This window comes from Legionella resiliens, assembly GCF_021344005.1.
Classification (GTDB): Bacteria; Pseudomonadota; Gammaproteobacteria; order Legionellales; family Legionellaceae; genus Legionella; species Legionella resiliens.
On the sequence record NZ_JAJTND010000003.1, the window covers coordinates 17,716 to 43,108 of the forward strand.

Below are 25,393 nucleotides of genomic sequence, written 5' to 3' on the forward strand. Positions count from 1 at the left end.
TGATTTTCTTTTAAATGTCTTTTAAGAGATTAACCAATAAATTAATTGAGTTAGCCAGAATTATTTGTTCCTGTTCATCCAGAGAACGAAGATTTTCATTAAGTCGATTATGCAGAAGGTAGGGGGCGGCACGAACGAAATCTTTTCCTTTTTCAGTAATATCGATATAAATAATGCGACGGTCCTTACGGTCTCGTGTGCGCAGAACAAATTCTTTTTCTTCCAAGCGATCGATCACACCCACTAAGGTGCTCATGGATAGATACACTTTTTTCGATAAGCTAGAGATGGTCATAATTCCATTTTCATAAATTTCATACAAACATGCGATTTGCGGTACAGTTAAACCATAACATTTATTTAAACGTCTGGAATGAAAATCCATTTGCTGCATGATTTTGCGCAAGGCAAGAATAATGCTTTTGGAACGGAGTTCGGATTGTGTTTGCAGATCAATTTTTTGATCCACTTGATCTTTTTCAATAGTGTTCATGGATGGTCTTATAAAAATTCACGGTTGAAATTGGGCGCTTTAACCATTAGTATCGTAAATGATTTGTGTACGAATTATTTCATCAGATATGAATATTTAATGGTATATTTATTGTACATCACTATTAAATCTAACTGTATAGAGTTCCTCAAAAATATCCAAAGAGGATACTTTTCTATGCTATTTCCAATAATAAAAAGAAGGTTAACCTTGCAAAGTCAACTCAACGAATCCTTATCAGCGCAAACATCAGATACTACTCAGCCATTATTAGCATCAGAAGATGAAATTCTTTTTAACAGTAATGGAATATTGACTTTGGGTGTAGAAATAGAACTACAACTCATTGATGCTGAAAGCATACAATTTATGCTCTCGAGCAGAAGATGTTTTAAATGCTGTGTCCCATCTTGAGAAGATCAAACCGGAATTCTATTTAAGTACCATCGAAGTCAATACGTCCAAATGCAGTTTGGTGCAAGAAGTTAAGAAGATCTTTATGCAACACTTTTTGAGCTTCAGCATGTTGCGAAAAAATTGGGTATTTTACTGGCAACAACGGGCTCTCATCTCTTCTCAAAATATGCTGATTGGGTGATCTCACCCACAGATCGCTATCAAGATTTAATCGATCGCAATCAATGGCTTACCCGTAGGATGAGTGTATATGGTCTTCATGTGCATCTAGGTATGTCGAGTGGGGAAGAATGCATACGGTTTGATAATTTTTTCATGTATTTTTTGCCTCATGTATTAGCGCTTTCCTCCAGCTCCTTTTTGGCAAGGAATTGACACAGGACTTGCTTCGTGTCGCCCCACTACCTATGAGGCCCTTCCTACAGCAGCTCAACCTTACCATGTACGCTCATGGCAGGATTTTGAATATTTGTATAAGACGCTTAAATCATGCGGCTCTATAAAGTCACTTAAAGATTTATGGTGGGATTAAGACCAAGTCGTGGTTTTGGAACTTTGGAAATTCGTGCTTGTGATGGAGCAGCAACACTTGCAGAAACATTGGCGCTTGTTGCATTTATCCATGTTCTTGCTCACTGGTTTGCTGATAATGGAAGTTGGCTTGAATCAGTAGCCTATCCTCCTTATTGGCTTTCTCGAGAAAATAAATGGAGAGCTATTCGTTATGGTTTGGATGCTGAATTAGTAATGAATATGGATGGAAAAAATCAAATTAATGGCGACGACTTGAAGGAGTGGTTTGAGAAATTAAAACCCTACATCGAGCAACTCAATTATCAACCTTATTTTGCAACGCTTCAGGCAATTATGGATTCAGGAACAAGCTCCGAACGCCAACGAAAAGTATTTGTTTCTAATAATTGTTTTAAAGAGGTTGTGAAACACAATGTAAGCGAGTTTTTACTGCAAGTTCTGCTCTATAGGCGTGAAATAGCAATTTCTTAAGGATGAAATAATTCAAAAAAGCAAAGCCGAGGAGCGCTAAATCTACTGGATCTTTAAATTTTTGTTGGCCGTAGAAGATGAATACTGCTCACAAAAAAGATTTAAATATCCGGTATCTCCCACACACATTAACGTGTGCATTATGCACTCAACAGCTTTTTCTAGGTTAAATGATTGCTTTGTAATATCACCTTATTATATACTTCACCTCAATGTATATGCAGGTCGTTTTATAGGCACGTAGCTCAGTGGTAGAGCACCACCTTGACATGGTGGTGGTCGGTGGTTCGATCCCACTCGTGCCTACCATGCAATAAATCGTATTCCAGGAGCCCCGTTTTCATTTGGGATGATGCTTGGTAACCGTTCAAGATGAGCCAAATATGGATTTCCAGCGATAGAGCGAAAACGTTTACGATGCTTGAGATTGACTCCTCTTAATTAAGGTTTAAGCCCTGCCATGCAGGGTTTTTTTTTGAAAAGAAGTGCTTACGGATAAAATTATGCCAAACATTAAATTGCCTGATGGAAGTATAAAACATTTTGAAGCGCCTTTAACTGTTTATGATGTCGCCCACACTATAAGTCCGGGATTGGCTAAAGCTGCCTTAGCAGGTCGTGTCAATGATCGCCTGGTAGATACTTCTTTTCTTATCGAAAAAGATTGTGCATTAGTTATCCTTACTGAAAAACAAGAAGAAAGTCTTGAGGTTATTCGTCATTCTACGGCGCACTTACTAGCCCAAGCGGTTAAGAGTCTTTTTCCAACAGCCCAAGTGACCATAGGTCCTGTAATCGAAGATGGTTTTTATTATGATTTCGCATTCCAAAGACCATTTACCCCTGAAGATCTCGAAGCAATCGAAGCAAAAATGGCGGAATTGGCCAAGGCAAATTACCCTGTAACGCGCAGGGAACTGCCACGCGATGAGGCAATCAAGTATTTCAGAAGTCTCGGTGAAGAGTACAAAGCAAGGATTATTGCTGATATTCCCAAAGATGAAGTATTGTCTTTATATAAACAAGGAGACTTTGAAGATCTTTGTCGAGGTCCTCATGTGCCTTCTACTGGATTTTTGAAGGCATTTAAGCTGACCAAATTAGCTGGCGCATATTGGCGCGGCGATTCCAATAACGAAATGTTGCAACGTATCTATGGAACTGCCTGGGCTGATAAAAAATCTTTGGCTGATTATTTATTTCGTCTTGAAGAAGCCGAAAAACGTGATCATCGTAAATTGGGTAAGAGTTTAGAATTGTTCCACTTTCAGGATATTGCTCCTGGAATGGTGTTTTGGCATCCCAAGGGTTGGACAATTTATCAAGAACTTGAACGCTATATGCGTAGCCGATTGGCTGATTTTGGTTACCAAGAAATAAGAACACCCCAATTAGTTGATAGGGTGCTTTGGGAAAAATCCGGTCATTGGGCTAATTTTAGAGATGAGATGTTTGTCACCGAGACAGAAAATCGTCACTATGCAGTGAAGCCAATGAACTGCCCCTGTCATGTGCAAATATTCAATCAAGGATTAAAAAGCTATAGAGATTTACCATTAAGATTTTCCGAGTTTGGTAATTGCCATCGCTGCGAACCTTCAGGTGCATTACATGGCCTGATGCGTGTTCGTAACATGGTTCAAGACGATGCTCATATCTTCTGTACGGAAGATCAAATTCAATCCGAAGTGGCGATGATGCTTGAGCTCGTCCAGTCTGTATATACCGATTTCGGTTTTAACGAGATCAAATATCGTTTGGCATTACGCCCCGAAAAGCGAGTTGGAAGTGATGATGTTTGGGATAAAGCCGAGGCTGCTTTAAAACAAGCAATGAAAGGCAGAAATATAGAATGGGTTGATGCTCCAGGTGAAGGAGCTTTTTATGGGCCTAAAATTGAATGTTCCTTAGCTGATTGTTTAGGTAGAATCTGGCAATGTGGAACCATACAAGTAGATTTTTCGATGCCAGGTCGTTTGGATGCTTCTTATGTCGCAGAAGACGGTAGCAAACAGACCCCCGTGATGTTGCATCGTGCAATTTTAGGTTCTTTTGAGCGTTTTATGGGGATTTTAATAGAGCACTATGCAGGAAAATTACCTTTATGGTTATCCCCGGTACAAGCAATTGTTCTGACAATTAGTGAAAAACAGAACGAGTATGCGAGTAAAGTGACCCAAATTTTACAAAAAAGAGGTGTTCGGGCCAACTATGACTTGAGAAATGAGAAAATTGGCTTTAAAATTCGCGAACATACTTTACAAAAGGTACCTTATCTTTTAGTGATAGGAGATAAAGAGGTTGAATCAAACCAGGTTGCTGTGCGCTCTCGTGAAGGAGCAGATTTAGGTGTGATGACAATCGATACAATTTGTGATACCTTGGCGCAAGAAATTGCTCGTAAAGGGTCAATTATTAATTAACAAACAGGGGGGGTTAAACCATTAGTGCACCAACTAAGCGTGAAAATGATCGCGCACGAATTAATGAACAGATCAATGTACCTGAGGTACGCTTAATTGATGTCGATGGTAACCAGGCAGGAATTGTCTCTACACGTGAAGCGCTACGTGCAGCGGAAGAAAGTGGGTTGGATCTGGTGGAAATATCACCAACAGCCAAGCCTCCTGTATGCCGAATTATGGATTATGGCAAGTTTCTCTTTGAACTGAGTAAAAAGCAAAATGAAGCAAAGAAAAAGCAGAAGCAAATTCAGGTCAAAGAATTAAAATTCCGTCCTACGACGGAAGATGGAGATTATCAGGTCAAGCTACGCAACCTGATCCGTTTCCTAAATCATGGTGATAAAGTCAAAATCACGCTACGTTTTCGTGGCCGTGAAATGGCGCATCAAGAACTCGGTATGAAGATTCTTGAGCGTTTACAGCAGGATACTGCTGAATTTGCTGTTGTAGAACAGCAAGCGAAACGCGAAGGAAGACAATTACTGATGGTATTGTCACCCAAAAAAACTAAGTAGCTGAAATAAATGCGGAGTACATTGTTATGCCGAAGTTAAAGTCACATCGCGGAGCATCTAAACGCTTCCGTAAGACAGCAAGTGGCGCGATTAAACGTCGCGGTGCTTATAGAAATCATATCCTCACCAAAAAGTCTACCAAAGCAAAACGACATTTGCGTGTAGAAGCCGGAACTTTGAAGCCATGCGATGCGCGTTTGGCAGAACGTATGTTGCACGGTAGTTAAGGGGGGAATGAAGAATGCCAAGAGTTAAACGTGGTGTGACAGCGAAAGCACGTCACAAGAAAGTTTTAGACCAAGCAAAAGGTTATTACGGAGCCCGTAGTCGTACCTACCGCATGGCAAAACAAGCAGTAATTAAAGCAGGTCAATATGCTTATCGTGATCGACGCCAGAAAAAACGTCAGTTTCGTGCATTGTGGATTACGCGTATTAATGCACAAGCTCGTGAGTGCGGATTATCATACAGCCGTTTAATTGATGGATTGAAAAAAGCATCAATTGAACTGGATAGAAAAGTATTGGCTGATCTGGCTGTTCATGACAAAGTAGCTTTTGCTGCAATTGCTGAACAAGCTAAAGCTGCATTAGCAAAATAATCTTTATTAAAGGTAGCTTGGGTGAAGGGTAGCAGAACCGGGATCGGGGTCTGCTACCCTTCACCCAGGCCAAGCTCGTTAAGAACGCTAGATAAAGATGAAATTTATTTTAAGGAGGCTGCGGCCTCCTTTTTACTTGTGGGTATAATTATGCAGGATATCATCACCATACAAGAGCAGGCTTCTGAAGCAATTAAGAATGCACAAGATGTATCTGAATTGGAATCAATTCGCGTTGATTTTTTAGGCAAGAAAGGTAAGCTAACGGAAATTTTGAAAAGCCTTGCATATCTATCCGCCGAAGAAAAACCTAAAGTAGGTCAATTAGTAAATCAGTCAAAACGTGAAATCAGTACATTGATTGAAACGAAAATGTTTGAACTCAAAGAAAAGCAATTATTAGAAAAACTCTCCGCAGAACGTATCGATGTCACCCTTCCAGGACGTAAGAAAGAAAGTGGTTCACTGCATCCAGTGACGCAGGTGAAGCACCGAATTAATGAGTTTTTTAGTCGCATGGGCTTTGATATTGTCGATGGCCCGGAAATAGAAACTGAATTTTATAATTTTGAGGCTTTAAATATTCCTGGGCATCATCCTGCACGTGCAATGCATGATACTTTCTATTTTGGTGATGGCCGATTATTGCGAACCCATACCTCACCTGTACAAATTCGTACTATGGAGCAACGTAAACCGCCTTTCCGCTTAATTGCGCCTGGACGGGTCTATCGTTGTGATTCAGATTTGACCCACACACCCATGTTCCATCAAGTAGAAGGTTTGTTGATTGATAAACAGGCTACTTTAGCAAGTTTAAAAGGATTGCTCGAAGATCTTTTTGCCGATTTTTTCGGTCGCAAATTAGCATTGCGGTTTAGACCATCCTATTTCCCTTTTACGGAGCCTTCCGCAGAGGTAGATATTGAGTGTACACAATGCAGTGGTCAAGGGTGCCGCTCCTGTAAGTTTACCGGATGGCTTGAAGTTTTAGGTTGCGGCATGGTGCATCCTAATGTACTTAAAGCGGTAAACATTTCTCCAGATGAGTATCAAGGTTGGGCATTTGGTATGGGCATGGATAGACTGGCAATGTTGTATTACGGAATAGATGATTTACGTATGATGTTTGAAAATGATCTTACTTTTTTAAGTCAATTTTAAGAAATGTCGCTGGTTGAGTGTATTCAGTATTGAAGTTCAATAGATGGGCGCTGTCTACAGAGTTCAATAAATAGTTTAATAAGGTGGTAAGGACTATAAATGAAATTAAGTAAATTATGGTTACGTGAATGGGTGAATTTCTCATTAACTGAACAAGAATTAGCAAAGCAACTGACTATGGCCGGCCTTGAAGTAGATGCGGTGAGTCCAGTAGCAGGGGAGTTTACTCATGTAATCGTTGCTGAAGTTCTTAGTACCAAACCCCATCCTAACGCGGATAAATTAACCTTATGCCAAGTGAATGCAAATACCGATAAGCCGCTGCAAATTGTTTGTGGGGCTTCTAATGTAAGGCCTGGATTAAAGGTTGCCTTAGCAATGATTGGAGCGCATTTGCCAGGTGGTTTTAATATTAAAGAATCTAAATTACGTGGTGAGCTGTCCCAAGGAATGCTGTGCTCTGTAAGTGAATTGGGAATGGCTGAGCAATCCGAAGGTATTATGGAGTTGGAAAGTGATGCACCTGTGGGAATGGATTTACGTAAGTATTTAACTCTTGATGACCATGTTTTTGATATTGATTTAACCCCTAATCGAGCCGATTGTTTTAGTGTTTTAGGTATTGCCCGCGAAGTAGCTGTTTTAAATAAACTCCCCTTAGCGGAAAAAAATATTTCAGAGGTGACTCCTAGCATTGATGATGTATTGACCATTGAGTTGAAACATACAGAGGCTTGCCCGCGTTATTGCGGCCGAGTGATCCGTAATATAAATCCTAAGGCCAATACGCCTTTGTGGATGAGTGAGCGCTTGCGTCGAAGTGGTATTCGCACATTGCATCCTGTTGTGGATGTTATGAATTATGTAATGCTCGAATTGGGGCAACCTATGCATGCTTTTGATTTAGCAACAATCAAAGGTGACATTAAAGTGCGTTTTAGTAATTCCCAAGAACAGTTGGAGCTGCTTGATGGTCAAGAATTGACTTTAAATGAAAAAGTATTGGTTATTGCCGACAAAGAAAAACCCTTGGCAATGGCTGGTATTATGGGGGGAGAGGCGAGCTCGGTACAGGCGCATACACAAGACGTATTTTTGGAAAGTGCTTATTTTAATCCGATTGTCATTGCGGGGGTTGCAAGAAAGTTTGGCTTATTCAGTGATTCGTCACAACGCTTTGAGCGAGGAGTGGATCCATGCTTGCAGATAAAAGCTCTAGAACGAGCTACTGCGTTAATTTTAGAAATTGCAGGTGGGAAACCTGGACCCGTTATTGAAGCTCAAGACCAAAAATATCTACCCGCAACGGTAAGTTTTGCTTTTGATACAGATAAAGTTAAAAAATTAACCGGACTTGATATTTCCTTGCAAGAAATGAAGAGTTTATTGGAAGGACTTGGCATTGTTATTGGAAAAGAACGAAATAATTTCCTTGATGTTACGATTCCTTCTCATCGCTTTGACATCCAGCAAGATGTGGATTTAGTGGAAGAAATCATCCGCCTTTACGGTTATGATAATTTACAGGCTCAACCTACGTATACATTTGTGCAGCCAGGAAAAGCATGCGGAAATGAAGAAATTGCGACAAAGCTTTCGCGTTGGTTCAGCAACAGAGGCTATCACGAAACAATTAGCTACAGCTTTGTTGATCCGGAATTACAACACGAGCTTTATCCTCATAAAGAGTTTATGCAATTGCTAAACCCCATTTCTTCAGAATTATCACAAATGCGTGCAGGGATGTGGCCAGGATTGATCGCCTCAATGATTTATAATGTTCATCGTCAGCAAAATGCAGTTAAGTTCTTTGAAATTGGCGTAGTATTTGATGTTAACAAGGGGCATCTCATCGAACGTCCTTGTGTTGCGGGTTTGTTGATGGGAGAACAAGGAAGTGCTAATTGGAGTGAGCCTACCCGGGTTTTTGATTTTTTTGATTTGAAAGGTGATCTTCAATCACTATTTGCTTCACTCAAATTAAAGCAGGTTGAATTCACAGCTGCGGCACATGATGCGTTACATCCTGGACAATCAGCCCAGATAAAGATTAATGGAGTCGTTGCAGGATGGGTAGGTATGCTCCATCCGCGTTTGGTAGACGCATTGGATTTGCAAGAAGATGTTTTATTGTTTGAAATAAATTTAGCAGCATTAATCGGAGACGAAGCGCCACGCTATAAAACAATTTCAAAATATCCGCAAATACGTCGAGATTTATCGTTTTTAGTTGATGTTGATATCAGCGTGATGCAAATTGAATCCGTTGTTCGCTCAACTGTAAAAGAAAATTGGTTAAAATCTTTTGATGTATTTGATGTGTATACCGGGGAAGGGGTTCCACATGGGAAGAAAAGCCTTGCAGTTGCCATGACTTTGCAAGATGAAAGCCGCACTTTGGTGGATGCGGAGATTAATTCTCTAATTAGTGCTATAATCAATACGTTAGAAAATAAATTTTCAATCATATTGAGGGAATAATCGTGAATGCACTGAGCAAAGCAATAATGGCAGAAACCTTGTGTGATGAATTAAAATTGTCTAAACCCGCATCAAAAGAAATGGTCGAAAATTTTTTTGAGGAATTGCGGCATGCTCTTGAGCATGGACATCATGTAAAATTATCTGGTTTTGGTAATTTTACATTAAGGGACAAGCCACAAAGGCCGGGTAGGAATCCTAAGACAGGAGAGGAAATTCCTGTAGTAGCCAGGAGAGTTGTAACGTTTAAACCTGGTTTGAAATTAAAGACAAAAATTGAATCTATAGGAAAGTAACCGTTGGCTTATTACAATAAACATGTTCTGATATGCACCAATCAAAAGGCTGCAGGCAAGCAATGCTGCGCCAATTCTGGCGGTGAAATTTATTTTGATTATATGAAGTCGCGGCTCTTAGAACTGGAAATGCATGGTCCAGGTAAAGTTCGTGTGAGTAAATCAGGTTGTCTAGGACGTTGTAGTTCGGGTCCATGCATCGTGATTTATCCTGAAGGTGTGTGGTACTCTTATTCCTCCTTTGCTGATATTGATGAAATTATAGAAAGACATTTGATTTCTGGCAGGGTTGCCGAGCAGTTACTTATTGATCAAGAATGATCAATAAGATTGTAATCTGAACCAACGAAGAGAATCCCTGGTTTTCTATAGTAACGTTTCCCTTGGTTTCTGCTTCGTTGCTGTACCTGTCTCTAGAACACGTCTCTGCCTATGTGGTCTATCCGCGGACAAATCGCGGGGTAGAGCCGTGTTTTTCAGCGATGTGTATAAGATTCAGTCGCTGCGCAGGACGATAATGAAGTAAAAAATTATTATGATTCTTGTTTGAAATTTGATATATTTACGCGGATTTAATAATTGTTTATAAATTTTTATCCTTTTTACTTGTAGGATGTTTCTGTTTTGGTTAAAATCGCCCGTCCATGATAGAAGATTACCAAATTTAGGCGGTTCGGAGTTCATTTAATGAAGACATTTAGTGCCAAAAGCCACGAAGTCAAACGTGATTGGTTAGTAGTTGATGCCAGCGATAAAGTTTTGGGTCGCTTAGCAACTGAAATTGCTCGTCGTTTACGTGGCAAACATAAAGCTGAGTATACCCCCCATGTTGATACAGGCGACTACATTGTTGTTACAAATGCGGAAAAAGTTATTGTAACCGGTCGTAAGTTTACCAACAAGATGTACTATCGTCACACCGGATATCCTGGTGGAATAAAATCAGATAGTTTTGAAAAATTACAGGCCAGAAATCCTGTTAGAATTATCGAACTTGCTGTTAAAGGCATGTTACCAAAGAATCCTTTAGGTAGAGAGATGTATCGTAAGCTAAAAGTATATGTCGGCAACGAACATCCACATACTGCACAGCAACCCAAGCAACTTGATATTGAGGAATAAGTATTATGGCTGAAGTGAAGCAATACTACGGCACTGGCCGTAGAAAAAGTTCAACAGCTCGTGTGTTTTTACGTCCGGGTAAAGGCGAGATCAAGGTAAACGGCCGTACTTTACAGGAATATTTTTGTCGTGAAACTTCTTGCATGGTTGTGATGCAGCCATTAGAAACCGTTGAACTTGTTAATAAATTTGATGTTTATGTTACGGTTTCTGGCGGTGGAATTTCTGGCCAGGCAGGTGCTGTACGTTTGGGTATCGCAAGAGCATTAGTTGCTTATGATGAAAAAGGATTGGCGGAAGATGCTGAGCCCAATCCAAATTCAGTCCGTAGAAGACTGCGTGCACGTGGCTTATTAACACGTGATTCACGTCGTGTTGAAAGAAAGAAAGTGGGCTTGCACAAAGCACGTCGTGCAACTCAATACTCAAAACGTTAATCGTATATTGGTCAAAAAACCCCGCCGATGCGGGGTTTTTTGTTTTACGTAGCCTGGGTGCAGCGAAGCGAAACCCGGGATTGTGATCTAGATAAAACTAGATTTCCCTGGTTTCGCTTCGCTGCACCCAGGCTACATACATGCATAGCAAACGATATGGTGAATCAAATTACTGATCCTGAGCAGGATAAAAACGATCTGGTAGATGAAGATCGTCGTCGTTTTTTGTTAACTACAACTTGTGTATTAGGAGGGGTAGGTGCTCTATGTGCTTTAACTCCCTTCGTTGCTTCTTGGTTGCCCAGTGCCAAAGCTCAAGCCGAAGGTGCGCCAGTGCAAGTTGATTTAAGTAAACTGGAACCAGGTAATCTGGTAGTTGTTGAGTGGCGTGGAAAACCTGTATGGATAATTCGACGAACTGAAGAAATGTTGCAACGCTTAACTACGTATTCCTCAAGGTTACGCGATCCGAATTCGCTGACAAGACAGCAACCTTCCTATGCAAAAAATAACCACCGATCGATTAACCCAGAATATTTAGTACTTATAGGCATCTGTACTCACCTAGGCTGCTCGCCAAAATACAAACCCCATCTTGGCGATTTAGGACCTGATTGGCCTGGTGGATTTTTCTGTCCTTGCCATGGTTCTACTTTTGATCTTTCTGGCAGGGTTTTTAAAGATGTCCCTGCACCGATTAATATGGAAGTACCCCCATATTATTTTATCGATAAGCAAACTATTGTGATTGGCGAGGATAAAGCATAAATTCCATGTCGCATAATATATAGCCTGGATGCAATTTATGATAGGTAACAGAAAAAGGCTCGATTAAATGAATAAACTCCTCAAATGGCTCGATGCGCGCTTTCCGTTGATGAGCACCTGGAAAAATTATTTCAGTGCCTATTACCTACCAAAAAATTTAAATTTTTTTTACTTTTTTGGTTCATTAGCTCTTGTGGTTTTAGTTAATCAATTCATTACAGGTTTGTGGCTGACTATGTTTTATACCCCAAGCGCTAAACAGGCTTTTTCGTCCATAGAATACATAATGCGCGATGTTAATTTTGGTTGGTTATTTCGGTATATGCATTCAACAGGTGCCTCTGCATTCTTTATTGTTATTTATTTACATATGTTTCGCGGCCTACTTTATGGCTCGTACCAAAAGCCACGGGAGCTGGTTTGGCTTTTGGGGATGTTGCTCTACATCGTGCTATTAGCTGGCGCATTTTTTGGTTATTTGTTGCCTTGGGGGCAAATGTCCTATTGGGGAGCCGAAGTAATCACTTCATTGTTAAGTGCTATTCCATATATTGGTGAACATCTTGTTATTTGGTTAAGAGGTGATTACACAGTGGGCAATGCCACCTTACAACGTTTTTTTGCTTTGCATGTTATTGCCCTTCCATTCTTACTATTTTTTCTGGTCTTCTTGCATGTGGTTGCCCTACATAAGGTAGGTTCTAATAATCCGGATGGGATTGAAATCAAAAATAAGCTGGATGAAAAAGGAAAGCCTTTAGATGGGATTCCTTTTCATCCTTACTACATAGTTAAAGACCTAGTCATGGTGATTGCTTTCCTCACCCTCTTTTTTGCAATTGTGTTTTTCGCTCCTGAAATGGGGGGGTACTTTTTAGAGCATAATAATTTTGTCCCGGCGAATCCTTTAATCACTCCGGATCATATTGCTCCAATGTGGTATATGGCTCCATTTTACGCCATATTGCGAGCGATCCCTGATAAACTATTAGGGGTGGTGTGTATGGGATTCGCTTTATTAGTTCTTTTCTTTCTACCTTGGCTTGATCGTAGTCCTGTTCGCTCCATTCGTTACAAAGGAAATTATTCCCGAAGTATGTTGTTTCTAGTGGGCGTAGCTTTTGTACTATTAGGTTATTTGGGGACAATTCCTGTAACTCCTGTGCGTTTGTTTTTAGCACGTATCTGTACTATATTGTATTTTGCCTATTTTTTGTTGATGCCTTTTTATACTCGTTTTGAAAAGCCGCGCGCAGTACCTTCACGCTTAGGAGGGGAATAATGCGCATGAAAGGAGTGTCTTTTTACTTGTCTTTATGTTTTTTTAGCTTACTTCTAAATTCAGTTGTACTGGCCCATTCAGCAGAAGTTGATGTACAAGATAAGGCAAGCCTGCAAAGAGGCGCTAGACTATTTATGAATTATTGCTCTGGTTGCCACTCCTTGAACTATTTGCGTTATAATCACATGGCCAAAGGATTAGGCATAACAAGATTTGATGGTCGAATAAATGAAGATTTATTAAAAAATAATCTGATTTTTACGCAAGCAACAGTTAATGATCCGATTCGCATTGCTTTGCCGCCCGAAGATGCAAAACAGTGGTTTGGAATAGTACCCCCGGATTTATCTTTAGTTGCTCGAGAAAAAGGAACCGAATGGCTCTATAGTTATTTAAATGGCTTTTATCGAGATGATGCTAGGCCTTTTGGTACGAATAACCGCCTTGTCCCGGGTGTGGCTATGCCCAATATTTTAGAAACGTTGAATCATGAACTACCCAAAGATCAGTTTAATAACGAGTTACACGATTTGGTTAGTTTTCTTGCATATGTTGGCGAGCCAATGCAGTCAATAAGATACCGGATAGGATTGTATGTTGTTAGCTTTTTATTTGTTTTATTTCTTGTTGTTCTCGGGTTAAAGAGAGTTTATTGGCGAAAAAACGGCATAAAGTAACCCAAAAAGGTAAAAATGTGGTAAAGTGCAGGTTTTGTGTGTTTGTACTTACTTTTGTTATAGTTGAATTAAATAGGAGTTGCTCATGGCAATTGTTGCGAAGCGCACTATAATGTCATTATTTTCCGATACAGATGATGTTTACAGCCATCAGGTTCGGATTGTGTTGGCTGAAAAAGGGGTAAATGTAGAAATTCTTACTGCCAAACAGGTAGATCCCAGCGCTGATCTGTTATCCGTTAATCCATATGGGACCGTTCCTACTTTAATTGATAGAGAACTTGTGCTTTATGAACCACGTATTATTATGGAATATTTAGATGAGCGATTTCCTCATCCTCCATTGTTGCCTGTCTACCCTGTTGCTCGTGCTGAAACACGAAAAATGATGCACAGGATAGAACATGATTGGTATTATTTAATGAATCGCATTTTAAAAGATGATAATGCAGAACATGCCAGGACAAATTTATTCGAAAGCATTACCGCGCTTGATCCTGTATTTGCAGATAAATCTTATTTTTTAAGTGATGAGTTTTCTTTATTGGATTGTGCATTAGCACCTTTGTTGTGGCGCTTGCCTCGATTGGGAATTGAAATTGCACCGGAGTTTAAAGGAATAATTGCTTACATGCAGCGCTTGTTCAAACGTGAATCGTTTCAAGCAAGTTTGACTGATGCTGAGCGACAACTAAGAGCGGCATAAATAATGACAATGACATCAAACAAACCTTATTTAATTCGCGCTGCCTATGATTGGATAGTAGATAACGAATTAACTCCTTATATCATGGTTAATGCAGCATATACGGGTGTACAGGTGCCGAGAGAACATGTAAACCATGATCGCATTGTGTTAAATATTTCTCCGGCAGCAACACGCGGTCTTTTATTGGAAAATGATCGAATTATCTTTACTGCGCGTTTTTCAGGAAAAACAGAACAAATTTTTGTTCCGCCAGGATCAGTACTGGAAATCTATGCTAAAGAAAATGGCAGGGGTATTGCTTTTGCTATCGAAGAAGAAGAAGAGCCGCCTCCAGCATCTTCTGGCTCATCAGGTTCTGAATCTGATGGTTCAACTACTTCTAAAAGCAAGCCTTCGTTAAAGTTAGTCAAGTAAATGGAAGTAGCCTGGTGAAGGCGTGAAGACGAAACTCGGGTTTGATTCACCCTTTCCTAGACTGCATATATGAAACGTGTTCGAAATATAGCGTCATCCAACTAAGTTCTAGACAAGGCGCAAGTAAAGTGAAGTGAAGGAGTGTACACAAGTACATGACTGAACTGAACGAGCTTGCAATGTATAGAACTTAGTGGTGGCGCTATAGTAAATTTGGAGCACAAGGTGATCATACCAACAAACGCGCTTTATCGTTGTGAGCAAATTAGAGCTTGTGAGCAACAGGCTACTTCTATATATCAATTAGATGAAAATGCACTTATGTCTCGTGCTGGAGCAGAGGCATTTTTTCTTATAACAAAACTATATCCCCATGTTCGTCATATTGCTGTGTACTGTGGCGCCGGAAATAATGCAGGTGATGGATATGTCGTGGCACGTTTAGCACATGAACATGGATTATTAGTGACAATTTACCAATGTAAGGCGGTGGCCGACCTTCCTGTTGCAGCCCAACATGCGGCTTTAATGGCTATAAGTGCAGGAGTTGAATGTCAAGCTGTAGATGAACCATTAGACAGTGAAGCAGAATTAGTTATTGATGCTTTATTAGGGATAGGGCTGAAAGGACCTGTTCGTGGGGTTATTGTATCGGCAATTAATCAGATCAATATGAGTGGTCTACCTGTCGTAGCTTTGGATATTCCATCGGGCCTTAACGCAGATACAGGCAAGGTAGAGAATTTTTGTGTTAAAGCCAATACCACGTTAACGTTTATTGCCCAGAAATCGGGTATGTATACTGCGGATGGTCCTGATTATTGTGGGGATATACACTGTTGTTCTTTACAACTTGATTCCTGTGTGACTCAATTGACTCCTGCTGCCTGTCTTTTAAGTTCAGAGACCTTGGCTTTGCCGCTTGCTGGGCGCAAAAAAAATTCACATAAGGGAAATTATGGTCATGTTTTGGTAATTGGTGGAGGGCCAGGGATGCCTGGAGCCATTGGCCTCGCCGCCAAAGCGGCAATGCGAACAGGCGCAGGTTCTGTAACTATTGCAACATGGCCTGAACACGCAAAGAGCGCCTTACCATTAATCCCCGAGGCTATGGTAAGTGCTGTTGAAACCGCTAAAGATTTAATGCCGCTTTTAGATCGAGCCACAGTGTGTATTATTGGCCCTGGCCTGGGAGAAAGTGAATGGGCTATTAACCTGTTTTTAATGGCAATTACATCACAATTACCTATGGTTATTGATGCATCAGCCTTAAGATTATTAGCCGAAAACTCACAGATGGATGATAATTGGATATTAACCCCTCATCCTGGTGAAGCGGCTTGTTTGCTCTCTTGTACTACTGATTTGATTCAGAAAGATAGATATCAGGCGGCAGCAAATATCCAGAAGCAATACGGGGGAGTCGTTGTACTGAAGGGGGCTGGAACCGTAATTCAAACAGCAGAGAAAGATGCGTTTGTTTGTTCTCGGGGTAACCCTGCTATGGCTAGTGCTGGTATGGGTGACGTGTTAAGCGGTATTATTGGAGGGCTTTGCGCCCAAGGATTTTCTTTATCCGAAGCAGCGCAATGTGGTGTATGGGCGCATGCAGTTGCTGGAGATCTGTCAGCGAAAAAAATAGGAGGAGCTGGTTTACTGGCCAGTGATTTATTTGATGTTTTACCTCATGTCTTGAATTACCCTGAATGATGATAAATAGCGAATCGAATACGGTTATAACACTGAATTTACCAGATGAAACGGCAAGCGAAAATTTTGCCGCTCATCTGGCTTCTTGCCTTTGTCCTTCCTTAATCATGACCTTTAGTGGTGATTTGGGTGCAGGCAAAACAACTATTATTCGCGCTATGTTGAAACATTTAGGCATTCAATCTGCAATCAAAAGTCCTACCTTTTCATTGGTAGAAAGTTATACATGCAATCATTTGACCATACACCATTTTGATCTCTACCGAATACACCATGAGGAAGAATTGGAATATATTGGATTCAGAGATTATTTTACCCAGGAGAGTATCTGTTGTATTGAATGGGCAGAACATGCTGGAGGAATATTGCCTCCTGTAGATATTCGTTTTAAGTTAGGTATTAAAGGGGCTGGACGTGAAATGCAAGTTATGGCATTGAGTGCAGCGGGTAAAAGAATTTTAGTTCGCCTGGCAGGTGAAAGATGATATTTCGCTCATGGTGTTTTGTTGTAATGTGTCTTTGTTCTATTACAACATTTAGTGCTCAACTACAGTCTGTTGTTTTAAAACAACAGGGTAACCAAACCTCACTTTTTCTATCTATTAATGGACCATTCACCCACAAATTATTTTTTTTGGATCATCCTGGTCGGGTTGTATTGGACTTAAAGGAAACACAACTTGCTGTGGATTTAAATCAATTGGGTTTAATTAATGGATTAGTAAAACAAGTTCGGAGTGGGCATTCTGAACCTAGAACCTTAAGATTGGTTTTTGAAGTGAATCAAAAAGTCCAACTGCGATCCTCTCCTTGGAAACCTAACGGCGCTTTTGGAGGTATACGCGTTGATTTAGTTCATAGTGGCCCTCTTGTTGCACCCATTGCCGCAAGTATTCCTAAATCTGCTGTAGTATCGAAGACATATGCTACACCGAAAATACAACAGGCTAAATTATCTGCAAAAACCGAACCCAAACAACAAGCACGTCCTATTTTGACAAATCAGAACCCTATTAAAGTAAGCAGGAGACCAACTAAACTGCGTGATGTTATTGTGGTTTTGGATGCGGGGCATGGGGGCAAAGACCCTGGCGCTCGAGGTCCTCGTAATTCCCGAGAAAAGGATGTTGTATTGGCAATTACTTTAAAACTAAAACAACTAATCGACAGACAGCCTGGTATGCGTGCAGTATTGACTCGTTCGGGAGATTATTACGTGGGTTTACGACAACGGCTGGATATTGCCAGAAAATATAATGGAGATGTTTTTGTTGCCATTCATGCTGATGCATTTAATAACCCTCATTCAAATGGTGCTTCGGTATTTGCTTTATCACAAAGGGGAGCAACAAGTGAAGCAGCACGTTGGCTTGCAGAAAAGGAAAACTATTCTGAATTAGGCGGAGTGAATTTAGGTGATTTAGATGATCAGAATGGGGTTGTTCGCTCTGTACTCATTGATTTATCACAAACAGCCACGATTAATTCAGGTTTGCAAATGGGTGGGCGTGTTTTAAATCAGCTCGGTAATTTTACTAGTTTGCATAATAACAAAGTGGAGCAAGCTGGGTTTGTAGTTTTGAAGTCTGCTGATATTCCTTCAATTTTGGTGGAAACAGGATTTATTTCCAATCCTATAGAGGAACGAAATTTAACTAACCCTGCTTACCAGGCTCGATTGAGCCAAGCAATTTTTCAAGGCATTAAAGGGTACTTCTGGGAAAATCCCCCTCACGGATCGCGCATTGAAGCAATGACAACCAATAATGTCCATTTGGTTCGCGCTGGAGAAACGTTACCTGCTATCGCTGCGCGTTACCATGTTTCAATTGGGGCCTTACAATCCATGAATCATTTACGCGGTATTACTCGGCTTAAGCCAGGTCAAAAATTGGTGATTCCTCAGGCATGGGCATAAGAATTCAGCAATTACCACCGCTTATAGCAAATCAAATTGCTGCGGGAGAAGTAATAGAACGGCCTGCATCGGTAGTGAAAGAACTACTGGAAAATTCTTTTGATGCAGGTGCAGATACGATTACTATAGAAATAGGTTATGGTGGCCTCAATCAAATCAAGATCAGTGATAATGGAGTTGGCATCGTAGCAGAAGACTTGCCTTTGGCAATTGCTGCACATGCAACCAGCAAAATCAGTACACTTAATGACTTATATGCAATTGATAGTATGGGCTTTCGTGGAGAAGCATTAGCCAGTATTGCTTCTGTAGCAAAAGTCACGATTAGCTCCAAGCCGGAACAACAAGAAACGGCAATGATGCTGCGAGTGCAAGGTACAGAAAGAGCAATATCCCCTTGCGCTCGCACTGCAGGAACGACAGTAGATGTTGTTGATTTATTTTTTAATGCACCGGTACGAAAACGATTTTTAAAAAGCGAAAAACTAGAATTTCAAGCAATCGAAACAGTAGTGAAACGTTTTGCTTTAAGTGCTCCTGGTATTGCACTTACACTGAAACATAATGGGAGACAGGTTTTATCGCTTCCTGCCGCAACCAATGAACAAACTCGTTTAACCCGTATGACCCGTATCTTGGGTAGTACTTTTGTTAAAGAATCAATTTATCTTGATGTAGAGCATGGTGCAATGAAACTTGGCGGATGGATAAGTAGCCCTAATTTTCAGCGCAGTCAGAATGATCGATTGTGGGTTTATATTAATCAGCGCATGGTAAAAGATAGACTAATTCACCAGGCACTTAAGCAGGCATATGATGGCTTATTGTATCCTGGTCGTTTTCCTGCCTGTGTGTTGTATTTGACGATTAACCCTGCAGAGGTAGATGTGAACGTACATCCTACCAAACATGAGGTGCGCTTTCAGCAGCCTCGCTTGGTTTTTGATTTTTTTACGTCACAATTGACTGCTGCATTGAAGTCAAAAAATGAGTTCAATGAAGAGATAGCATATGCATTATTCGAACAGCCGAGGCATGAAGAGGTTCAAGCGGTTTATGAGCCCTACCCTAAATTGGCTGCATCAAGCAAAAGTCTTTATAATTTAGAAACCGAATTACCCTGGATCATTTTGAATAGCCAATACATTTTGGCATTCATCCATCAACAGCCGTATGTTGTTGATGTTGTGAGTCTGCATCAATATAGACTGCAGGAGCAAATACCTCAATTGGCATTGCCTTTGGCGAGCAGGCCTTTATTGGTAGCGATTCCATATTCCTTTCCCCAGAAATTACAAAGTAGTTCTTTGGAGTTAGAACAGTGTCTCAAACAATTAGGAATAAATCTGGAATGGTTAGGAGATAATGAAGCAGTCATTCGCAGTATGCCGCTGTGTATGCCCCATTTAGATTTGCGCTTATTCTTGGACTCTGTTGCTGCTTGTGATGTAGTGAACCAGAATACCTTATTTGAATTAATGAACCGCTCGCAAGTATTTGATCCCAGACTGTTAAGTCTTGAAGAAAAAATGGAATTAAATGAGTTATTCCTTAGACTATATAATGAGGAAAACAAAAGACCAGGACTATTTAAAGTGTTGACGAGCGAAGATTGTAAAAATTTATTACATGTCTGAAAACCTGAGCGCTTACAACTGAGTCTCCTGCATATAGTTGCAAGCAACCAGGATAAGCTTGCTTATCTTAAACTGAAAATAATTCCTGTAGGGCCATCCATACCTGAACCGGTTTGGGTACAGTTAATGATATCCCCATTCGCAGCTACTTGGCATTTCGAGACAGTATCATTAACGGCTTGAGTAATATAGACCAAGGGCTCGGTTGGATGAAATACCAAATAACGGGGTTGATTAATTGTTTGGGAGTTTACACAATTTATTAAGTTTCCATTGGAACTCACTCCACATTTAGAGACAAAGTTCCCAAATTGATTCGCTATATAAGCTAGAGTTTCTGTCTGATTCAAAGTAATTCCGAGAGGAGTGTTAAAACCGGCTCCAGCAGGTGTAGGGCTGCATGTTAACTCACCGTTTATAGCAACATCACATTTTGTTATTTCGCCTGAACCAAAATTACTCACATACGCTCTTGTGTGGGCGAAATTGAATATTATATCCACGGGGTCGATAAAAGTTGCACCTACTGCGGTTAAATTACAGATGCTTAAATTACCAGCTGCATCAATTTGGCATTTTGATATAGAGCTACTGGCGGTATTAGCGATATATGCAAAAGTTCCTGCAGCGTTCAGGGTAATTCCTTCAGGGCTATTAAATCCGCTGCCTGCTTGATTACAATTAACTAAACCCCCAATTGAATCGAACTCGCATTTAGTTATATTATTTCCGGTTGCATTTGTAATGTAAATCAAAGTACCCGCAGGATTTATAACCAGATCGAAGGGGTTGTTAAACCCTCCTGCATTAAGGCAGTTGAGAAAATCACCATTAATACCTACTTCACAACGAGTAACCTGATTTGTACCACTTGCAAAATCATTCGCTATATAAGCTAATAGGGTTTTCACAGCAATTAATACGGGCACAGTATTGGTATTGGAGCCTTGTACAGGCACGGTTATCTGAGGGTGGGCTGTGCCGCTCGGTGTAAATCGTAATAGACAGCTAGCGCCTGGGGCAATATTGGCACAATTACTGGCATCTTGGATGACATCATTCCAGGTTGCAGGCAGAAGGGCGCGAACATTGATAGCCGTCACATTCGTTGAGGTATTCGTGACGGTTAGGCCAAGTGTAGAACCATTTTTAATGAGGATTAATGGGGAGCCGGTGACCGTAATGGCTGCACTGGGTGGAGGGGCTACGGAAAGCAAAATGCTTGCCTGTATGGTATTATCCCCCTGGATAAACACAGTGCTTTGAGGGCGAGGGATAGTTCCCGGTGTCACGCGCAACTGACAACTGGCGCCTGGGGCAATACTGACACAATTACTCGCATCTTGAATGACATCCGTCCAGGTAGGAGGCAATAAAGCATGAACATTAAAGGCTGTTATTGTCGTTGAAGTATTGGTTATTTGAATAACACCGGGAATGCCGCTTCCTGCCATTAAGGTGAGTACAGAAGGATTGACCGCAAGATTGGCTAACGCAGGGCTTACACGAGTAATGTTTAATTGATTCGAGGGGCTGGGTTGAGAACAAAGAAAAGGATCTGGGCTATTATCTCCTGGCCCCTTTGTTTTGCACACCACAGGTCCGCCATGAATACCCGCCGGTGGCAGCTGGGGACCTAAAATCGTTAAAGTTAACAGACAAGATTGCTTGGGAGCGAGTATGAATGGATTGGGACAACTTCCTGCTTGAGTACTTGTTTGGAATACTCCAGGTAGTGGCACAATCGTTAAAGTACGGGTAATTTTGGTTTGATTGCTCACTTGATATTGTAGGGTAGCAGCACCATTAGCAGGAACCTGCACCGTAGTCGCGGTTGTGGGAATGAGTGTGAACTTAGGCTGGGGGGCTGCATAAAGCGAAGCGGCGGTCATTAGCAAAGTAAAACAAGCGACAAGGCCCTGTAGCATCCGTTTCATAGGTTTTATCCTTAAGCAATAAACGTAACGTTAAACTGCAAAGTATGGGTATATAAATGAGAATCCGATAAGCCATTGCCTAGTGTTTGCCCAGGAGCTCGGCCTAATTGACTCCTACCCCAATCAGCAAACTCATAACCCACACCAGCTGACCAATTAGAGTGAAATTGTTTTTGTAAGCCAGCCCCAATGCTATAAGAAAGAGAAGTTTCAGTTTTGCTAGAAAAGAAAGGTGCAGGAATTTCTTCGGGAATCTTTGGTATAATGCTGTAATCTGAGGCGCGATTAAAACTGACTCCTACAGAACCACTAAGATAAGGCAGTGCCCAAAATCTGATATCCGTCAGAATTTTCCCTTTTAAGGCTATCCGGATAGGTCGAATATCATATTGATACCAGTAATTATTAAAATCAGGATCAGCATCTTCCCAAATATCACCTCTTACGGTGATCTTGCTAACTGCCTCAATGGCAAAACCCAGTTGTCCCAGCCAGCTTGGATTTATATTTTTTTGGAAGCCTATAAATAATCCGCCTAGGCCCAATGTCTCTGATGCATTATCCACGGCATAATTTTTAAAAACATCAGGTTGTAAAGAGAGTGTTTGTGATTTGCCCGGATTATCTGCCCAAGCAGGCCCGCCGCTTAGAGTTATTACCCAGGAATAAGCAGGGGAAATGGTGATTTGGCCCATGGTTCCAGCTGATAAGAGCGTCGGAACAAGGAGGAGTAATCCTGCGGACAGTTTCCTTGTTGGCATTGGTGTTATCCTTAACAATCAAGCTTAGTCGAAAAGTGAGTAGCAAAAAATGCAATCTTAACGTGGAAAGAGAACACGAGCAAGTGCAGCCAGACTGCTTGCAAATCAGAGTTTAGCAGAGTAAAGAAATAGGATTGGGTAGCGTCACTTTCTTTCACTACATCAATACCTACAAAATCATACAAACTCATGCTAATCTCCAATAGTTTGTAGAAATACCTCGGATACTATTTATCTTCTTGCAATGCGCCTAATCTACAATTCAGGCTTTATGCCCAGCCTGGTATAGCGTACGAACCCCCAGGTTTGTTAGAATATTGGGCCACTGGCTTATGCTTTGCTCTGCGCCCAGGCTACATGAAAGGAAAGGCTTGTTTTTTAATTGAGATACTTAATGGTTAAATTAATTTTTTGTTTGATGGGACCAACTGCCTCAGGAAAAACGGCTTTAGCTTGTGAATTAGTAGCACGATATCCTTTTGAAATTATTAGCGTTGATTCTGCAATGATTTATCGTGATATGAATATAGGAACTGCCAAACCAACTCCTCAGGAGCTGCACATGGCGCCACATCACTTAATTGATATCAAGGATCCGATTGAGTCCTATTCTGCTGCTCAATTTTGTACCGACTCTTTATCTTTGTGTGACGCGATCATCAAAAAAGGCAAAATCCCTTTGCTTGTCGGAGGAACGATGATGTATTTTAATGCGTTACAAAAAGGCTTATCTGCTTTGCCTGAGGCGAATCCGGCGATACGTCAGCAATTGGAAGCTGAGGCTGCTTTGTTGGGGTGGCCCGTTCTTCATCAAAGATTGGTACAGATTGATCCCGAATCTGCTGCGCGAATTCATGCTCATGATGCACAACGAATTCAACGGGCATTAGAGGTCTATTACGTGACTGGTAAGACCCTGTCTGCGTTTCTTGAGCAGCATAAGGAAAAGCCAGATTATCATTTTGTGAATTTTATTCTCTTTCCAGAGCAAAGAGCGTGGTTGCATGAACGTATTGCACAACGTTTTGATCATATGTTAGCCGCGGGTTTTATTGAAGAAGTAAAACAGTTACAACAAAAATGGCATTTAACCATAAACCTACCTTCCATGCGTTGTGTGGGGTATCGGCAAGCCCTTGAATATCTTCAAGGCGATTATGATTATTCTATAATGCGTGATAAAGGGATTGCTGCTACCCGGCAATTGGCGAAGCGTCAATTAACTTGGCTCAGGCATTGGGGAGAAGCTTTTTATTATGATCCACAAAATGGGGCTTTTCGCGAAGAGATTATAGCGAAAATTGAGGAAATATTAGATAATCCTATTAAATAAGATTTAAAGGAGCATCATGTTAAAAGCCAAAAAAAAAGAACCAGCGAGTACAAAAAAAAATTATGTGGTACACCTTGATGAATTACCTCTGAGCTGTCCGACAAAAGATATGGTGTTATGGAATGCTCATCCTAAGGTTTATTTGCCGATTGAAAAAACCGGAGTAGAAGTGTGTCCTTATTGTGGTTCGCGGTTTGTTTTACAGAATGATTAAATCCATTTGTATTGTACGTTTATCGGCATTAGGTGATGTTCTAATGGCTGTTCCACTCATTAGAACGTTACAAGCCAATCTACCACAAGCCAAGTTGACTTGGATTATTTCCAGGCCTGCTTTTGATTTGGTAGAAGGAATGGATGGAGTAGAGTTCATTTTAATTGATAAACCGCACGGTCTTATGGACTACTGGCGCTTTAAAAAGCAAATGAAAGGACGTATCTTTGATGTGTTATTGGCGCCGCAAGCGAGTCTCAGAACGAATTTTCTTTATCCCTTTATCAAAGCAAAAAGAAAAATAGGGTACGATGAGCATCGAGCAAATGATGCACATGGCTTATTTGTCAATGAACGAATTACGCCAGGCTTAGAGCATACCTTGGATGGTTTTTTGAAATTTGCCCATGCCTTAGGAATACAGGAACGTGTTATTCGCTGGGATTTACCTATTTCTTCTGCAGATTATGAATGGGCAGAACAACAGTTACCTAAGCAAGGTCCCATTTTGGTAGTGAATCCAGCGGCAAGTAAACCTGAACGTAGTTGGCCTGTTGCCCGTTATATTGAGGTTTTGCAAAAAGCGCAAGAACAATGGAGTGTACAGGTGATCATTACGGGAGGACCAATTGATTTTGATAAACAGTTGGCCGAACAGATTACGCAAGCGATTCCTGCTGCAATTAATCTTGTCGGTAAAACCAAACCCAAACAATTATTGGCACTTATCAGTAAAGCAACAGTAGTTCTTTGCCCTGATACGGGCCCCTCTCATATGTCTACTGCGGTAAACACCCCAGTTGTAGCATTACACGCGGTAACTAACCCGCTTATTTCTGGTCCTTATCTTTTTCAACATTTAGTTGTAAACCATTATCCTGAAGCTGCAGAAAAAATTCTTGGCAGCAAGTGCATTGAAGATGTTTGGGGACAGCATGTACATGGTGAAGAACCTATGCAATTAATTTCTGTTGATGAAGTGATGGAAAAGTTATCAATTGTTTTAGAGGGTACAGCTCAATAAATTCATAGAATTG

The 25,393-nt window shown here is 40.8% G+C and carries 28 protein-coding genes, 1 tRNA gene and 1 pseudogene; 26 read left to right on the top strand and 4 right to left on the bottom strand.

The window, feature by feature from the left end; translation table 11 throughout:
- Nucleotides 1–10 precede the first annotated feature (10 nt).
- Complete coding sequence (locus tag LXO92_RS03790; protein ID WP_182351408.1) at nt 11–493, bottom strand: MarR family winged helix-turn-helix transcriptional regulator; 483 nt, start codon at nt 491–493, stop codon at nt 11–13.
- 177 nt (nt 494–670) lie between these two features.
- Here LXO92_RS03790 and LXO92_RS03795 point away from each other — a divergent pair, with 177 nt between their 5' ends.
- The 23 genes and pseudogenes from LXO92_RS03795 (at nt 671) to mutL (ending at nt 20,111) form a co-directional block, all read left to right on the top strand.
- Nucleotides 671–907, top strand: coding sequence for a hypothetical protein (locus LXO92_RS03795; protein WP_232890412.1), 237 nt, complete (start codon nt 671–673; stop codon nt 905–907).
- A gap of 123 nt (nt 908–1,030) precedes the next feature.
- Nucleotides 1,031–1,442: pseudogene (locus LXO92_RS03800) on the top strand (carboxylate-amine ligase).
- Nucleotides 1,430–1,915 (top strand): carboxylate-amine ligase, encoded by a 486-nt coding sequence (locus tag LXO92_RS03805; protein WP_232890413.1) that lies wholly within the window; start codon nt 1,430–1,432, stop codon nt 1,913–1,915. The pseudogene LXO92_RS03800 and the gene LXO92_RS03805 overlap by 13 nt, the downstream one beginning before the upstream one ends.
- Nucleotides 1,916–2,149: 234 nt before the next feature.
- Nucleotides 2,150–2,224, top strand: a tRNA-Val gene (locus LXO92_RS03810).
- 194 nt (nt 2,225–2,418) lie between these two features.
- Entirely contained in the window at nt 2,419–4,338 is a 1,920-nt protein-coding gene (gene thrS / locus LXO92_RS03815) for a threonine--tRNA ligase (protein WP_182351409.1), read from the top strand.
- A 20-nt stretch (nt 4,339–4,358) separates the two neighbouring features.
- A complete protein-coding gene (gene infC, locus LXO92_RS03820; RefSeq protein WP_182352718.1) occupies nt 4,359–4,895 on the top strand; it encodes a translation initiation factor IF-3 in 537 nt (178 codons plus the stop codon).
- Between the two features lie 26 nt (nt 4,896–4,921).
- Nucleotides 4,922–5,122, top strand: a complete 201-nt coding sequence (gene rpmI, locus LXO92_RS03825; protein ID WP_019234612.1) for a 50S ribosomal protein L35 — start codon at nt 4,922–4,924, stop codon at nt 5,120–5,122.
- A gap of 14 nt (nt 5,123–5,136) precedes the next feature.
- Complete coding sequence (gene rplT, locus LXO92_RS03830; protein ID WP_019234611.1) at nt 5,137–5,496, top strand: 50S ribosomal protein L20; 360 nt, start codon at nt 5,137–5,139, stop codon at nt 5,494–5,496.
- Between the two features lie 150 nt (nt 5,497–5,646).
- Nucleotides 5,647–6,660 (top strand): phenylalanine--tRNA ligase subunit alpha, encoded by a 1,014-nt coding sequence (gene pheS, locus LXO92_RS03835; protein WP_182351410.1) that lies wholly within the window; start codon nt 5,647–5,649, stop codon nt 6,658–6,660.
- Nucleotides 6,661–6,759: 99 nt separating this feature from the next.
- Entirely contained in the window at nt 6,760–9,141 is a 2,382-nt protein-coding gene (gene pheT, locus LXO92_RS03840; protein WP_232890414.1) for a phenylalanine--tRNA ligase subunit beta, read from the top strand.
- Between the two features lie 2 nt (nt 9,142–9,143).
- Nucleotides 9,144–9,437: an integration host factor subunit alpha gene (locus LXO92_RS03845; RefSeq protein WP_019234608.1), complete on the top strand. Its 294-nt coding sequence runs from the start codon at nt 9,144–9,146 to the stop codon at nt 9,435–9,437.
- A gap of 3 nt (nt 9,438–9,440) precedes the next feature.
- On the top strand, nt 9,441–9,758 hold the full coding sequence (locus tag LXO92_RS03850) for a (2Fe-2S) ferredoxin domain-containing protein (RefSeq protein WP_182351412.1): 318 nt from the start codon (nt 9,441–9,443) through the stop codon (nt 9,756–9,758).
- Between the two features lie 366 nt (nt 9,759–10,124).
- Nucleotides 10,125–10,559: a 50S ribosomal protein L13 gene (gene rplM, locus LXO92_RS03855; protein ID WP_182351413.1), complete on the top strand. Its 435-nt coding sequence runs from the start codon at nt 10,125–10,127 to the stop codon at nt 10,557–10,559.
- 5 nt (nt 10,560–10,564) lie between these two features.
- Entirely contained in the window at nt 10,565–10,996 is a 432-nt protein-coding gene (gene rpsI, locus LXO92_RS03860; protein WP_182351414.1) for a 30S ribosomal protein S9, read from the top strand.
- A gap of 156 nt (nt 10,997–11,152) precedes the next feature.
- Nucleotides 11,153–11,764: a ubiquinol-cytochrome c reductase iron-sulfur subunit gene (petA, locus tag LXO92_RS03865; RefSeq protein ID WP_182351415.1), complete on the top strand. Its 612-nt coding sequence runs from the start codon at nt 11,153–11,155 to the stop codon at nt 11,762–11,764.
- A gap of 67 nt (nt 11,765–11,831) precedes the next feature.
- Entirely contained in the window at nt 11,832–13,046 is a 1,215-nt protein-coding gene (locus LXO92_RS03870; protein ID WP_232890415.1) for a cytochrome b, read from the top strand.
- On the top strand, nt 13,046–13,723 hold the full coding sequence (locus LXO92_RS03875; RefSeq protein ID WP_232890416.1) for a cytochrome c1: 678 nt from the start codon (nt 13,046–13,048) through the stop codon (nt 13,721–13,723). Before LXO92_RS03870 ends, LXO92_RS03875 begins: the two co-directional genes overlap by 1 nt.
- Nucleotides 13,724–13,808: 85 nt before the next feature.
- Entirely contained in the window at nt 13,809–14,429 is a 621-nt protein-coding gene (gene sspA, locus LXO92_RS03880) for a stringent starvation protein SspA (protein ID WP_182351418.1), read from the top strand.
- 3 nt (nt 14,430–14,432) lie between these two features.
- Nucleotides 14,433–14,846 (top strand): ClpXP protease specificity-enhancing factor, encoded by a 414-nt coding sequence (locus LXO92_RS03885; RefSeq protein ID WP_182351419.1) that lies wholly within the window; start codon nt 14,433–14,435, stop codon nt 14,844–14,846.
- Nucleotides 14,847–15,071: 225 nt separating this feature from the next.
- Entirely contained in the window at nt 15,072–16,556 is a 1,485-nt protein-coding gene (locus LXO92_RS03890; RefSeq protein ID WP_370529172.1) for an NAD(P)H-hydrate dehydratase, read from the top strand.
- The gene (gene tsaE / locus LXO92_RS03895; protein ID WP_370529197.1) at nt 16,556–17,041 is read left to right on the top strand and encodes a tRNA (adenosine(37)-N6)-threonylcarbamoyltransferase complex ATPase subunit type 1 TsaE; all 486 of its coding nucleotides are present in this window, start codon (nt 16,556–16,558) and stop codon (nt 17,039–17,041) included. Before LXO92_RS03890 ends, tsaE begins: the two co-directional genes overlap by 1 nt.
- Nucleotides 17,038–18,474, top strand: coding sequence for an N-acetylmuramoyl-L-alanine amidase (locus LXO92_RS03900; RefSeq protein ID WP_182351421.1), 1,437 nt, complete (start codon nt 17,038–17,040; stop codon nt 18,472–18,474). Before tsaE ends, LXO92_RS03900 begins: the two co-directional genes overlap by 4 nt.
- Entirely contained in the window at nt 18,465–20,111 is a 1,647-nt protein-coding gene (mutL, locus tag LXO92_RS03905) for a DNA mismatch repair endonuclease MutL (protein ID WP_232890417.1), read from the top strand. The genes LXO92_RS03900 and mutL overlap by 10 nt, the downstream gene beginning before the upstream one ends.
- Nucleotides 20,112–20,173: 62 nt before the next feature.
- Here mutL and LXO92_RS03910 read toward each other — a convergent pair whose 3' ends face one another.
- From LXO92_RS03910 to LXO92_RS03920, 3 genes are read right to left on the bottom strand one after another with little or no spacing between them, the layout of a single operon-like run.
- Nucleotides 20,174–22,048 carry an NHL repeat-containing protein gene (locus tag LXO92_RS03910; RefSeq protein WP_232890418.1) on the bottom strand — a complete coding sequence of 625 codons (1,875 nt, stop codon included), beginning with the start codon at nt 22,046–22,048 and terminating at the stop codon, nt 20,174–20,176.
- Between the two features lie 11 nt (nt 22,049–22,059).
- Nucleotides 22,060–22,809, bottom strand: a complete 750-nt coding sequence (locus LXO92_RS03915) for an outer membrane protein (protein WP_232890419.1) — start codon at nt 22,807–22,809, stop codon at nt 22,060–22,062.
- An 11-nt stretch (nt 22,810–22,820) separates the two neighbouring features.
- Nucleotides 22,821–23,000 carry a hypothetical protein gene (locus LXO92_RS03920; RefSeq protein ID WP_182351424.1) on the bottom strand — a complete coding sequence of 60 codons (180 nt, stop codon included), beginning with the start codon at nt 22,998–23,000 and terminating at the stop codon, nt 22,821–22,823.
- Nucleotides 23,001–23,203: 203 nt separating this feature from the next.
- Here LXO92_RS03920 and miaA point away from each other — a divergent pair, with 203 nt between their 5' ends.
- The 3 genes from miaA to LXO92_RS03935 are packed head-to-tail and all read left to right on the top strand — an operon-like array spanning nt 23,204 to nt 25,380.
- Nucleotides 23,204–24,142, top strand: coding sequence for a tRNA (adenosine(37)-N6)-dimethylallyltransferase MiaA (gene miaA, locus LXO92_RS03925; RefSeq protein WP_232890420.1), 939 nt, complete (start codon nt 23,204–23,206; stop codon nt 24,140–24,142).
- 16 nt (nt 24,143–24,158) lie between these two features.
- Nucleotides 24,159–24,356, top strand: a complete 198-nt coding sequence (locus LXO92_RS03930; RefSeq protein WP_182351426.1) for a zinc-finger domain-containing protein — start codon at nt 24,159–24,161, stop codon at nt 24,354–24,356.
- The gene (locus LXO92_RS03935; RefSeq protein ID WP_182351427.1) at nt 24,349–25,380 is read left to right on the top strand and encodes a glycosyltransferase family 9 protein; all 1,032 of its coding nucleotides are present in this window, start codon (nt 24,349–24,351) and stop codon (nt 25,378–25,380) included. The genes LXO92_RS03930 and LXO92_RS03935 overlap by 8 nt, the downstream gene beginning before the upstream one ends.
- Nucleotides 25,381–25,393 lie beyond the last annotated feature (13 nt).

What these genes read in the sequence shown, in the direction of transcription:
- LXO92_RS03790 (WP_182351408.1), bottom strand. Translation starts at nt 493, where the DNA reads ATGAACACTATTGAAAAAGATCAAGTGGATCAAAAAATTGATCTGCAA.
- LXO92_RS03795 (WP_232890412.1), top strand. Translation starts at nt 671, where the DNA reads ATGCTATTTCCAATAATAAAAAGAAGGTTAACCTTGCAAAGTCAACTC.
- LXO92_RS03805 (WP_232890413.1), top strand. Translation starts at nt 1,430, where the DNA reads ATGGTGGGATTAAGACCAAGTCGTGGTTTTGGAACTTTGGAAATTCGT.
- thrS (WP_182351409.1), top strand. Translation starts at nt 2,419, where the DNA reads ATGCCAAACATTAAATTGCCTGATGGAAGTATAAAACATTTTGAAGCG.
- rpmI (WP_019234612.1), top strand. Translation starts at nt 4,922, where the DNA reads ATGCCGAAGTTAAAGTCACATCGCGGAGCATCTAAACGCTTCCGTAAG.
- rplT (WP_019234611.1), top strand. Translation starts at nt 5,137, where the DNA reads ATGCCAAGAGTTAAACGTGGTGTGACAGCGAAAGCACGTCACAAGAAA.
- pheS (WP_182351410.1), top strand. Translation starts at nt 5,647, where the DNA reads ATGCAGGATATCATCACCATACAAGAGCAGGCTTCTGAAGCAATTAAG.
- pheT (WP_232890414.1), top strand. Translation starts at nt 6,760, where the DNA reads ATGAAATTAAGTAAATTATGGTTACGTGAATGGGTGAATTTCTCATTA.
- rplM (WP_182351413.1), top strand. Translation starts at nt 10,125, where the DNA reads ATGAAGACATTTAGTGCCAAAAGCCACGAAGTCAAACGTGATTGGTTA.
- rpsI (WP_182351414.1), top strand. Translation starts at nt 10,565, where the DNA reads ATGGCTGAAGTGAAGCAATACTACGGCACTGGCCGTAGAAAAAGTTCA.
- petA (WP_182351415.1), top strand. Translation starts at nt 11,153, where the DNA reads ATGGTGAATCAAATTACTGATCCTGAGCAGGATAAAAACGATCTGGTA.
- LXO92_RS03870 (WP_232890415.1), top strand. Translation starts at nt 11,832, where the DNA reads ATGAATAAACTCCTCAAATGGCTCGATGCGCGCTTTCCGTTGATGAGC.
- LXO92_RS03875 (WP_232890416.1), top strand. Translation starts at nt 13,046, where the DNA reads ATGCGCATGAAAGGAGTGTCTTTTTACTTGTCTTTATGTTTTTTTAGC.
- sspA (WP_182351418.1), top strand. Translation starts at nt 13,809, where the DNA reads ATGGCAATTGTTGCGAAGCGCACTATAATGTCATTATTTTCCGATACA.
- LXO92_RS03885 (WP_182351419.1), top strand. Translation starts at nt 14,433, where the DNA reads ATGACAATGACATCAAACAAACCTTATTTAATTCGCGCTGCCTATGAT.
- tsaE (WP_370529197.1), top strand. Translation starts at nt 16,556, where the DNA reads ATGATAAATAGCGAATCGAATACGGTTATAACACTGAATTTACCAGAT.
- LXO92_RS03900 (WP_182351421.1), top strand. Translation starts at nt 17,038, where the DNA reads ATGATATTTCGCTCATGGTGTTTTGTTGTAATGTGTCTTTGTTCTATT.
- mutL (WP_232890417.1), top strand. Translation starts at nt 18,465, where the DNA reads ATGGGCATAAGAATTCAGCAATTACCACCGCTTATAGCAAATCAAATT.
- LXO92_RS03910 (WP_232890418.1), bottom strand. Translation starts at nt 22,048, where the DNA reads ATGAAACGGATGCTACAGGGCCTTGTCGCTTGTTTTACTTTGCTAATG.
- LXO92_RS03915 (WP_232890419.1), bottom strand. Translation starts at nt 22,809, where the DNA reads ATGCCAACAAGGAAACTGTCCGCAGGATTACTCCTCCTTGTTCCGACG.
- LXO92_RS03920 (WP_182351424.1), bottom strand. Translation starts at nt 23,000, where the DNA reads ATGAGTTTGTATGATTTTGTAGGTATTGATGTAGTGAAAGAAAGTGAC.
- miaA (WP_232890420.1), top strand. Translation starts at nt 23,204, where the DNA reads ATGGTTAAATTAATTTTTTGTTTGATGGGACCAACTGCCTCAGGAAAA.
- LXO92_RS03930 (WP_182351426.1), top strand. Translation starts at nt 24,159, where the DNA reads ATGTTAAAAGCCAAAAAAAAAGAACCAGCGAGTACAAAAAAAAATTAT.
- LXO92_RS03935 (WP_182351427.1), top strand. Translation starts at nt 24,349, where the DNA reads ATGATTAAATCCATTTGTATTGTACGTTTATCGGCATTAGGTGATGTT.